The sequence below is a fragment of the Flavobacterium bizetiae genome, assembly GCF_902804475.1.
Taxonomy (GTDB): domain Bacteria; phylum Bacteroidota; class Bacteroidia; order Flavobacteriales; family Flavobacteriaceae; genus Flavobacterium; species Flavobacterium bizetiae.
In genome coordinates, this window is sequence record NZ_CADCSU010000142.1 from 35,698 (window position 1) to 47,229 (window position 11,532).

The 11,532-nt window shown below is 33.4% G+C and carries 9 protein-coding genes; 4 read left to right on the forward strand and 5 right to left on the reverse strand.

The window, feature by feature from the left end:
* Positions 1-99 precede the first annotated feature (99 nt).
* From mdh to FLACOL7796_RS19490, 3 genes are all read left to right on the forward strand, one after another.
* A complete protein-coding gene (mdh, locus tag FLACOL7796_RS19480; protein ID WP_173972462.1) occupies positions 100-1,035 on the forward strand; it encodes a malate dehydrogenase in 936 nt (311 codons plus the stop codon).
* Positions 1,036-1,262: 227 nt separating this feature from the next.
* Positions 1,263-4,253 carry a protein translocase subunit SecDF gene (gene secDF, locus FLACOL7796_RS19485; RefSeq protein ID WP_173972463.1) on the forward strand — a complete coding sequence of 997 codons (2,991 nt, stop codon included), beginning with the start codon at positions 1,263-1,265 and terminating at the stop codon, positions 4,251-4,253.
* 83 nt (positions 4,254-4,336) lie between these two features.
* The gene (locus tag FLACOL7796_RS19490; protein WP_173972464.1) at positions 4,337-4,951 is read left to right on the forward strand and encodes an acyloxyacyl hydrolase; all 615 of its coding nucleotides are present in this window, start codon (positions 4,337-4,339) and stop codon (positions 4,949-4,951) included.
* 57 nt (positions 4,952-5,008) lie between these two features.
* On the opposite strand, the gene lgt is transcribed toward FLACOL7796_RS19490, so the two are convergent.
* The 5 genes from lgt to FLACOL7796_RS19515 all read right to left on the reverse strand — a co-directional run bounded on the left by lgt (position 5,009) and on the right by FLACOL7796_RS19515 (position 9,949).
* The gene (lgt, locus tag FLACOL7796_RS19495) at positions 5,009-5,941 is read right to left on the reverse strand and encodes a prolipoprotein diacylglyceryl transferase (protein WP_173972465.1); all 933 of its coding nucleotides are present in this window, start codon (positions 5,939-5,941) and stop codon (positions 5,009-5,011) included.
* Between the two features lie 65 nt (positions 5,942-6,006).
* Entirely contained in the window at positions 6,007-6,246 is a 240-nt protein-coding gene (gene yidD, locus FLACOL7796_RS19500) for a membrane protein insertion efficiency factor YidD (RefSeq protein WP_173972466.1), read from the reverse strand.
* A gap of 22 nt (positions 6,247-6,268) precedes the next feature.
* A complete protein-coding gene (gene cysS, locus FLACOL7796_RS19505; protein WP_173972467.1) occupies positions 6,269-7,747 on the reverse strand; it encodes a cysteine--tRNA ligase in 1,479 nt (492 codons plus the stop codon).
* Between the two features lie 132 nt (positions 7,748-7,879).
* Positions 7,880-8,551 carry a GTP cyclohydrolase I FolE gene (gene folE, locus FLACOL7796_RS19510; RefSeq protein ID WP_173972468.1) on the reverse strand — a complete coding sequence of 224 codons (672 nt, stop codon included), beginning with the start codon at positions 8,549-8,551 and terminating at the stop codon, positions 7,880-7,882.
* A 201-nt stretch (positions 8,552-8,752) separates the two neighbouring features.
* Entirely contained in the window at positions 8,753-9,949 is a 1,197-nt protein-coding gene (locus FLACOL7796_RS19515; protein WP_173972469.1) for a pyridoxal phosphate-dependent aminotransferase, read from the reverse strand.
* Between the two features lie 122 nt (positions 9,950-10,071).
* Here FLACOL7796_RS19515 and FLACOL7796_RS19520 point away from each other — a divergent pair, with 122 nt between their 5' ends.
* Positions 10,072-11,397 (forward strand): PDZ domain-containing protein, encoded by a 1,326-nt coding sequence (locus FLACOL7796_RS19520; protein ID WP_173972470.1) that lies wholly within the window; start codon positions 10,072-10,074, stop codon positions 11,395-11,397.
* Positions 11,398-11,532 lie beyond the last annotated feature (135 nt).

Genomic DNA, 11,532 nt, shown 5'->3' on the forward strand with positions numbered 1-11,532 from the left:
CCTCAATTCGTTTAATTGTTTAAATTTACTTAAACGATTAAACGAATTGTCGATTTTATCAAATAAACAAATTAATTAATAACCGATAAAGTATAAAATATGAAAGTTACCATTGTAGGAGCAGGAAATGTTGGAGCTACATGTGCAGATGTTATTTCTTATAGAGGAATTGCAAGCGAAGTAGTGTTGTTGGATATTAAAGAAGGCTTTGCCGAAGGAAAAGCGTTGGATATTATGCAATGTGCGACAAATACAGGTTTTAATACCAAAGTATCTGGAGTAACCAATGACTATTCTAAAACTGCCGGAAGTGATGTAGTAGTAATTACATCAGGAATTCCAAGAAAACCAGGAATGACTCGTGAAGAATTGATTGGTATAAACGCAGGAATTGTAAAAACAGTTGCTGAAAATGTATTAAAATATTCTCCAAATACTATAATTGTTGTAGTTTCTAATCCAATGGATACTATGACTTATTTAGCTCTTAAAGCTACAGGATTGCCAAAAAACAGAATTATTGGTATGGGAGGAGCGTTAGACAGTTCTCGTTTCAGAACGTATCTTTCTTTAGCTCTAGATAAACCTGCAAACGATATCTCGGCAATGGTTATTGGAGGTCATGGTGATACTACAATGATTCCTTTAACGCGTTTGGCTTCTTATAACGGAATTCCGGTAACAGAATTTCTTTCAGAAGAAGTATTGCAAAAAGTAGCTGCTGATACTATGGTAGGCGGAGCTACACTTACAGGTCTTTTAGGGACATCAGCCTGGTATGCGCCGGGAGCTTCTGTTGCTTTCCTAGTTGACAGTATTTTAAACGATCAGAAAAAAATGATTGCATGTTCTGTTTTTGTTGAAGGAGAATATGGGCAAAACGATATATGTATAGGAGTACCATGTATAATTGGTAAGAACGGAGTAGAAGAAATTTTAGACATCAAATTAAACGATCAGGAAAAAGCGTTGTTTGCTAAAAGTGCAGATGCGGTTAGAGGGATGAATGATGCTCTAAAATCGATTTTAGTATAACGAATTTCGTAAAAAAAGGAAAAGACTGCACTTTTGCAGTCTTTTTTTTAAGATTAATTAATAAATAAATTGGTTAATCTTTTCGTTAATTATATATTTGCTCGGTTTAAAAAAAATGTTGTAATTCGTGATCTCGATTTTTTAGTTTTAAAAACTCATGTCAGGGCTTATTTTATGGGACTTTAAAACAAAAATAAACAATAAAACATAATTAATTTTTAGTAATAATGCAGAATAAAGGACTTATTAAATTTTTCGCAATTCTATTTGCATTGGTAAGTATTTACCAACTTTCTTTCACTTTTGTGGCAAATAATGTCAAAAGTGAGGCTAAAGCCTTTGCAGGAGATAATCCTGATAAGGAATTAAAATATTTAGATTCTATTGGTAAAGAAAAAGTGTTCAACCTTGGTTTTTCGGATTTTACTTATAATGAAGTAAAAAACAAACAACTTAATAAAGGTCTTGACTTAGAAGGAGGAATCAACGTGATTCTTCAAATTTCTATTAAAGATGTTTTGAAAGGTTTAGCTAACAATTCTAAAAATCCAGTATTTAATAAATCATTAGCTGATGCATCTGCAAATTTAGAAGGAAACAAAACGTATTTAAATAAGTTTTTTGAAGCTTTTGAAGCGAATTCAAATGGAACAGTAAAATTAGCTTCGCCTGATATTTTTGCAAACAGAAGTTTACAAGGAGAAGGTGGAATCGATTTTCAAATGTCTGATTCGCAAGTTCAAAAAGTAATTAAAAGAAAAGTTGATGAGTCTGTTGAAAGTGCTTACAAAGTATTAAGAGAGCGTATCGACAAATTTGGTGTTACACAACCAAACATCCAGAAATTAGGAGAAACAGGAAGAATCTTAGTTGAGCTTCCAGGTGCTAAGGATGTGGATAGAATTAAAAAATTATTAGGTGGAAAAGCTCAATTAGAGTTTTGGGAAACTTATAAAATTGAAGAAATCGGTAACTTCTTAGTTGCTGCAAATGAGGCTTTAAAAAAGACTGAAGTTAAAAAAACAGAAACTAAAACTGTTGCTAAAGATTCATTAAATGCTTTATTAACTGATGCTAAAGATTCAGTTGCTACTAAAAAAGGAAACAATCCATTATTTGACAAAATTGTAGGTCAGGGTGGTGGACCAGTTTTAGGTTATTTTGCACCAAAAGATACAGCTGCTGTAAACAGCTATTTCAAAAGAGCTGACATCAGAGTTTTATTAGGAGCTGATCAGCACAATGCAAAATTTGTATGGAGTAAACCAACGACTATAAAAGATCCTCAGGCAAAAGATATCAAAACTGCTAAAGATATTGAAGTAGTTGAATTGTATGCTTTAAAAGGAAACAGAGATAACATTCCTGCAATGAGCGGTGGTGTTGTTACTGATGCAAAAGATACTTTTGACCAATTAGGAAAACCAGCTGTTTCTATGCAAATGAACAGCCAGGGTGCTAAGGTTTGGGAAGAATTAACAGGTAGAGCTTTCTCTCAAAAAGGTTATATCGCAATTGTTTTAGATAACATCGTATATTCTGCACCGGGTGTTACTAGCGGACCAATTGCTGGTGGAAGATCTGAAATTACAGGTTCTTTTGATGTTGCTGAAACAAAAGATTTAGCTAACGTATTAAACGCAGGTAAATTACCGGCTTCTGCTGATATCGTTCAATCAACTGTTGTAGGACCATCTTTAGGTCAGGCTGCAATTGATGCAGGTACTATTTCATCTGTATTAGGATTTTTATTAGTTTGTTTATGGATGGTATTCTATTATGGTAAAGCAGGTTGGTATGCTAATCTTGCATTATTATTGAACTTACTTTTCTTATTCGGAATTATGGCAAGTTTTGGTTTTGTATTAACATTACCAGGTATTGCAGGTATCGTACTTACATTAGGTACAGCGGTAGATGCGAATATTATTATATACGAAAGAGCAAAAGAAGAATTACGTGAAGGTAAATCATTGTCTGAGGCAGTTGCTGCTTCTTACGGATGGCACGGAGCAATGCGTTCTATTATTGATGCGAACGTAACACACGTTTTAACTGGAGCTATCTTGTTTATTTTTGGAACAGGACCAATTAAAGGTTTTGCTTTAACTTTACTTATTGGTATCGTAACTTCTATGTTTACGTCAATTTTTATCGCTAGAATTTTCATCGACAGAAATATTGCTGGAAAAGGTGATTTAACTTTCTCTACAAACATTACTAAAAACTGGTTTACTAATTTCCACTTTGACTTTATTAAAATCAAAAAATTCACATATATCTTCTCTTCTATTGTAGTTGTAGTAAGTTTAACTTCTATCTTCTTTGTGAACGGATTAGATGAAGGTGTTGATTTTGTTGGAGGAAGAACATTTCAGGTTAAATTTGAAAAACCTATTGATGCTACAACTGTTTCAGATGAGTTATCTGCAGCTTTTGGAACTCCTGTTGAAGCTAAAATTTTAGGTGATGATGATCAGTTAAAAATTACAACAAAATATAAGATTAAAGAAGATGGTGTAGCTATCGACGAAGAAGTGAATCAAAAATTATACAATGCATTGCAAAAGTATTATCCAAACACTTCTTACGATAAATTCATCAACTCATTTGACGGAAAAAGAATCGGTGTATTGCAAGCTTCTAAAGTTGGAGCTTCTATCTCTGAAGATATCAAAACTAACTCATATTGGGCAGTTCTTGGAGCAATGGCAGCAATTTTCTTATACTTAATGGTTTCTTTCCGTAAATGGCAATATTCATTAGGAGCGATCGCAGCTGTAGCGCATGACGTTATCTTTGTATTAGGAATCTACTCTTTATGTTATAAATTCATGCCTTTCCACATGGAAATGGATCAGCACTTTATCGCTGCGATTCTTACTGTTATTGGTTATTCTATGAATGATACCGTAATTGTATTCGACAGGGTAAGAGAGTTTATCATCGGAAACCGTAAAGGTAGTTTCGAAGATATTGTAAACGCTTCTATTAATACTACATTATCAAGAACGTTAAATACGTCATTAATGATGATCATTGTATTATTGACGATGTTTATCTTTGGTGGAGAATCTATCAGAGGATTTATCTTCGCGATGTTAGTAGGTATTGTGGTAGGAACTTACTCTTCATTATTTATCGCTACACCAGTATTGGTAGACACGATTTCAACTGATGAGAAACACACAATTGAAGAAAAACACAAACAAGCATAATTGCAAGTTGATATAAATTAAAAAGGATCCAACGGAAGTTGGATCTTTTTTTTGTGCTATATTTAAACTTATAAAGATTGCTTATGAGTAAAAAATTACTTTTGGTTATATTGTTCCTTTGTGTTGTATTTTTCGTTGCTGCGCAAGGTAAAAATGATAAAATTGCAATAGGTTTTAATTACGGTTGTGGAAGTGAGTTCAATAATAGAAACTACACTTTTACCAATCACTTTTATAAAGCTCAATTGTATTATCGAATAAAAGAAACGAAACACTTTCAGTATGAAATTCTAATTCAGCCCGAAATTAATTTTGCCACACATCAATTGCTTAATTTTTATTTTGTAAAGCCTGAAACGCCAGATTATATCCAAAAAAGAGAAGAATATACAAAGTTGAAGAATATACATGAATATGTTTTAAATCTGGGATTTCTGGTAAGAAAACCTATTGGTAAAACATTTTCGATTTATGCTTTGGCGAGTATCGGGCCTATGATTACAGATACTGAAACCGAAAGAATGTCTGATGGATTCGCTTTTTCGGATGTTTTAGCTTTAGGAATTTCGGCAAAAATACATCAGTTTAGTTTTGATATCCGATCTAGTGTCCGGCATGTATCTAATGCAGGATTAAATAGCGAAAATGCCGGCTATAATACGAAGAATATTGAGATAGGTGTTTCGGTATGTTTGTAAAAAGAAAATGCCCAATATTTTAAATATTGGGCATTTTTTATATAATGAAATGTTTTTTTAAGATGCTGATAAAGGATTTCTTTGTGCTCTTATGATAAAGAATAATCCAATAATGATAAAAGGAATACTTAACCATTGTCCTGTTGAGAAAATGCCTAATTGATCTTCAATACCTCCCTGGCTTTCTTTTACAAATTCTACGATAAAACGAACTACAAATAAAAGAACTAAAAACAATCCGAATAATAATCCTGATTTAAGTCTTGCATTGGTTTTCCAGTACAAGAAATATAAGGTAGCAAAAACAAATATATAGGCAATACCTTCGTACAATTGAGTAGGATGTTTAGCAGGAACTTCTGCCAATAAACTAGCAAATTTAGGATCGTTTATAATTGCATTGTAAGCTTCTTTAGGATTTGCAATTCCGGTTTTTTGTACCACTTCGTTTTTGCTAAAAGCATCATGTAAAAATCGAATTCCGAATGCTGAGTCAGTTTCTTTTCCGATGATTTCAGAATTAAAAAAATTTCCCAAACGAACAAATATAGCACCGCTCGCTACCGGAATTACTACACGGTCTAAAATCCATAATAACGGACGTTTTAAAATCTTTTTGCTGTAATAATACATCGCGATTATAATCGCGATTGCAGCTCCATGACTAGCTAATCCCTGAAAACCGGTAAATTCGAACTTAGGCTCAAATCTAAATGGTAAGAAAATCTCTAGTAAATGATTTCTGAAATATTCCCAATCATAAAATAAAACATGTCCAAGACGCGCTCCTATTAAAGTAGCTAAAACAGTCCAAACAAATAAAGAATCTAATTTCTCAAGTGATTCATTTTCGCGTTCGAAAATCTTCTTCATGATTAACCAGCCTAAACCAAAAGCGATTACGAACATTAAACTGTAGTAACGAATCATAAAAAATCCTAAGTCGATTCCTTCTGAAGGATTCCAAATGATATTTGAGGAAAGTGTCATATATTAAATTGTTTTTTTATGTTGTAAAAATAAATATTTAAAGAGTCGTTGGTCTTTATAAAAAGTTAATGTTTATGTGAACATTTCTTTTCCGGAACAGGATCGTAGCCCGTTCTTCCCCAAGGATGGCAACTCAAAATTCTTTTCATTCCCAGATATCCTCCATAAAATAATCCATGAGTCTGCAAGGCCTGAATCATATAGGTCGAGCAAGTCGGTTCGAATCTGCAGCTTGCCGGTGTAAAAGGCGAAATGGCAGTTTGATAAAAACGAACTAATAAAACAAATGGAGTCGTTACTTTCATGATTTATTAGAAAATGAATTGATTATATAGAGAAGCTGGTTCCTTCTTTCCCGTCTTTCAACTGAATACCTAAAGCGATCAACTGATCACGAATCTGATCAGAAAGTGCAAAGTTTTTATCGGCTCTTGCCTGATTTCTCATCCCGATAAGCATATTTACAACCCCTTCTAATTTATCATTATTAGCATCAGCTCCTTTGTCATCACTTAAACCTAAAACGTCAAATACAAAAGCGTTAATTGCAGTTGTAAATGAAGTTAAATCTTCGGCAGAAATGGTTTCTTTGCCTTCCTTCAATAAATTGATATAACGAACAGCTTCAAACAATTGTGCGATTAAAATAGGAGTATTAAAATCATCGTTCATCGCGTCGTAAGACAATTGTTTCCAGGAAGCAATATCTATAGAACTTGTTGCGCTTGCCGAAATATTTGGCAAAGCATCAACCGCTTCCATTAATCTCTTATATCCCTTTTCTGCAGCTACAATAGCGTCATCAGAAAAATCAAGAATGCTTCTATAGTGCGCCTGTAACATGAAAAAACGAGTTACAGATGCAGAGAAAGGTTTGCTTAAAATTGTATTGTCTCCGCTTAAAATCTCTCCAGGCAAAATATTATTTCCGGTCGATTTTGCCATTTTTTTACCATTTAAGGTAAGCATATTAGCGTGCATCCAGTAATTTACCGGAGACTGACCTGTACAAGCTTCGTTTTGAGCGATTTCACATTCATGGTGCGGGAATTTCAAGTCCATTCCGCCACCGTGAATATCAAAATGATTACCAAGATATTTGGTACTCATCGCAGTACATTCTAAGTGCCATCCCGGGAAACCGTCACTCCACGGCGAAGGCCATCTCATAATGTGCTCCGGTTCTGCTTTTTTCCAAAGTGCAAAATCCTGAGGATTTCTTTTGTCAGACTGACCATCAAGATCACGGGTATTAGCCAGCATATCTTCGATATTTCGGCCGCTTAAAATTCCGTAATTATGATTTTCGTTATATTTTACAACATCAAAATAAACAGATCCGTTGGCTTCATAGCCAATTCCCGTATCAATGATTTTTTTGATGATTTCGATTTGTTCAATAATATGTCCTGTTGCTGTAGGCTCGATACTTGGCGGTAAAAAGTTAAAAGATTTCAGAATATCATGAAAATCTACCGTATAGCGCTGCACAACCTCCATAGGTTCTAGTTGCTCTAAACGTGCTTTTTTTGCAATTTTATCTTCACCTTCATCAACATCATCTACAATATGCCCAACATCTGTAATATTACGTACATAACGAACTTTGTAATCCAAGTGTAAAAAATACCTGAATATCACGTCAAACGACATAAAAGTTCTCACATTTCCTAAGTGTACATTGCTATAAACCGTAGGTCCGCAAACATACATTCCAACATTTCCTTCATGGATTGGTTTGAAATTTTCTTTTTCACCCGAAAGCGAATTGTATATTTTTAGTGGCTGGGTTGTATATAATGGCATTGTATAAATGTTTGTTGATGTTTTAGGAGCTAATCCTGCTATTCGCTATATCTTTTATGGTGAACCCCACCATAAAAGGATACCGCTGCTATCAGGGCTAGACCATAAATATAATAGAAATATTGTATAAAACTAGAACTGAGTGTCTAATTTAATATAGTCTAAAAATTCTCTCTTAGTTTGAGGATCTTTGAATTTTCCACCAAATTCAGACGTTACAGTGCTGCTTTCGATATCTTTAATTCCTCTTGAGTTTACACAAAGGTGTTTTGCGTCGATAACGCAGGCAACATCCTCAGTACCTAAAGCTTTTTGTAATTCCTGAACAATTTGCATCGTTAAACGCTCCTGAACCTGAGGTCTTTTTGCATAATACTCTACAATTCGGTTCATTTTTGATAAACCAATCACTCTTCCGCTGGAAATGTAAGCAACATGTGCGCGTCCGATAATGGGTAATAAATGGTGTTCGCAGGTAGAATAAACGGTAATGTTTTTCTCTACTAACATTTCACCGTATTTGTAATTATTATCAAAAGTTGAAGCTTTTGGTTGTTTTGAAGGATTAAGACCACCAAAAATCTCCTTTACAAACATTTTTGCTACTCGGTTTGGAGTACCTTTTATGCTGTCATCCGTTAAATCCATTCCTAAAGTCTGTAGGATGTTTTCAACGTCTTTTTTTATTTTTTCTATTTTTTCGTCATCACTTAGATCAAAAGCATCCTGTCTTACAGGGTTTTGTGCATTGCTGCTAAAATGATTGTCTCCTATTTCGTCTAAAAAATCTTCGTTATTTATCATTAAAAACTACTATTATAATGGGTATATCTTTTTAAGGCGGTAAAGATAATTAATAAAAAGGAAACCTTTTCTATCGTTTTTACTATTTAATTGTTCCATTTTGGATATAATTTAAATTAAAACCAAAATGGTATTTTTTTAAAAGACAAAAGACAATAACATAAGGTGTTATTGTCTTTTGAGAGTTTTTGTTTTTTGTTGTTATTTTTTGTTGTAAACCAGCAACGCTTCTTTTAAAATGTTTACAGCAGTTACTAAATCTTTTTTGTTTAAAACATAAGCAATTCGTACCTGATTCAATCCCATTCCCGGGGTCGAATAAAATCCTGCAGCAGGAGCTACCATAACCGTTTCTCCGTTAAGATCATAGGTTTCAAGAAGCCATTGTGCGAAATCATCAGCATTGTCTATTGGCAATTGTGCGATGCAATAAAAAGCACCTTTCGGTTTGGTAACAATTACGCCTTCAATTTTATTCAATTCTGCAATTAAAGTATCGCGACGGCCTTTGTATTCGGCAATTACATCATCAAAATAACTTTGTGGCGTATCTATTGCAGCTTCGCAGGCAATTTGCTCAATTGTAGGGGGACTCAAACGCGCCTGAGCAAATTTCATAACCGTTGCCAGAACATCTTTATTTTTAGTAACCAGACATCCAATTCTTGCGCCACACATACTGTAGCGTTTTGAAACTGAATCGACCATGATTACATTTTGCTGTACATCTTCAAGATTCATTACAGAATAATGAACATCATCACCATCGTATAAAAACTCACGATAAACCTCGTCAGCAATTAAATACAAATCGTGTTTTTTGATCAGGCTTGCCAATTGTTTTATTTCGGCTTCTGAATATAAATAACCTGTTGGATTACCAGGATTACAAATTAATATCGCTTTAGTTCTTGGTGTAATCAATTTCTCGACAGTCTCGATGCTTGGTAAAGCAAAGGCGCTTTCGATAGTCGAAATTACCGGAATTACAGTTGCACTCGTAGAGGATGCAAAGGCATGGTAATTAGCATAAAAAGGTTCCGGAATAATAATTTCATCTCCCGGATCTGTAATTGTGGCCAATGCAAACAATAAGGCTTCAGAGCCACCAGTAGTAATAATGATGTCTTCTGAGTTAACATTTACGTTTTGACGTTGGTAAAATTGAGCTAATTTTTTTCTATAACTTTCATATCCGGCAGACGGACTGTATTCGATAATAGTTTTGTCAATATTTTTTACCGCCTCGATGGCCACTTCGGGTGTCTTGATATCCGGTTGACCAATGTTTAAGTGATACACTTTTTTTCCTTTTTGTTTTGCAGCATCTGCAAAAGGAGCAAGTTTACGTATCGGAGATTCGGGCATGTTTCTGCCTTTGTGTGAAATTGTTGGCATGAGTTTTATTATTGAAGTGCAAATTTGCATTTTTTTTTCGAATTTAACGTAAACATTACGGGTACTTATTAAAATGTAACAATTATCAATATTTTTAGTAATTTTATCATAAAATATTATCAATGAAAAAATATTTCATGTTGTTTTTTGGGCTTTTAGCATCTTTATCACTTCTGGCACAGGGTGATTTTGAGATCGAAAAGCACAGTAAGAAGGTGACTATTCCCTTCAAACTGATAAATAACCTTATTTTTATTCCAATAAAAGTAAATGGTATCGAACTAAATTTTCTCCTCGATTCCGGTGTCGAAGAAACTATTTTGTTTAGTATGGAAGAAAAACAAGAAGTGAGTTTTCATAACATTCAGAAAATAAAATTGCGAGGCTTAGGAAGCGAAGATGAAATAGAAGGCTTAAAATCGACGAATAATGTTTTAGAATCACACGGGTTAAAATCCAGCAATCATTTAGTATATATTATTTTAGATCAGAGTTTTAATTTGTCTTCGCATATTGGGATTCCTGTAAACGGAATAATAGGCTATAAGTTTTTTAAAAATAATATAGTCGAAATCAATTATCAAAAAAAGAGAGTCGTTGTACATGTAAACGATAAGTCAACACATGAAAGGCTCAGTAAGAAATTTAATGAAGTTCCTATAACTATCGAGAGATCGAAGCCTTATATTTATGCTACAGCAGTGGTAAATGATGATAAAATACCCGCAAAATTACTCATTGATATAGGCAATAGTGATGCCTTTTGGATTTTTGAGAATAATAAAATAAAATTGCCTAAAAAGAATTTTCCTGATTTTTTAGGCAAAGGATTTAGTGGTGATATTGAAGGACATCGGGCTAAAATCGATAATTTCTTAATTGATGATTTTAATTTTAAAAAGCCAATTGTTTCATTTCCTGATTCTACATCTATCCGAAATGTAAAAATGGTTCCCGATCGGATAGGATCTGTTGGTGGCGAAGTTTTAAAGCGCTTTACTGTAGTTTTAGACTATGCAGATAAAAAAATGTATCTCAGAAAAAACAGTAAATTTTCTGAACCCTTTACTTACAATAAAAGCGGAATCACCGTTCAGCACAATGGTTTGCAATGGGTTCAGGAAACGGTGCATTTAGAGATGGTAAAAGTAGCTTCAACATTAGACGAAGTTACAAAGAATGAAGTAAAAGATGGTAATTTCAGATACAAGTTTTCATTAAAACCTGTTTATGAAATCGTTAATATTCGGAAAAACTCAGCTGCCGAAAAATGCGGATTACAAAAGGGTGATATTATTGTAAGTATAAACAAAAATGCACCTTACAAATACAGTCTTCAGCAAATAAATAACCTTTTAAAATCTGAAGAAGATATCTGGATAAATCTCGAAGTAGAAAGAAACAGTCTTATTTTAAAATTTAGATTTAAGCTGGAAGATGAATTATAAAAAGCTAAAAAACAATTCGTTAAAAATCTAAACAGAATTGAACTTTATTGCTGTATATTTTTTGATTTGTTTGAATTTTGTGAAAATTTAACTATTAAATCAGGTTTTTTGTTTAAGGAACGTTATTATTTTATT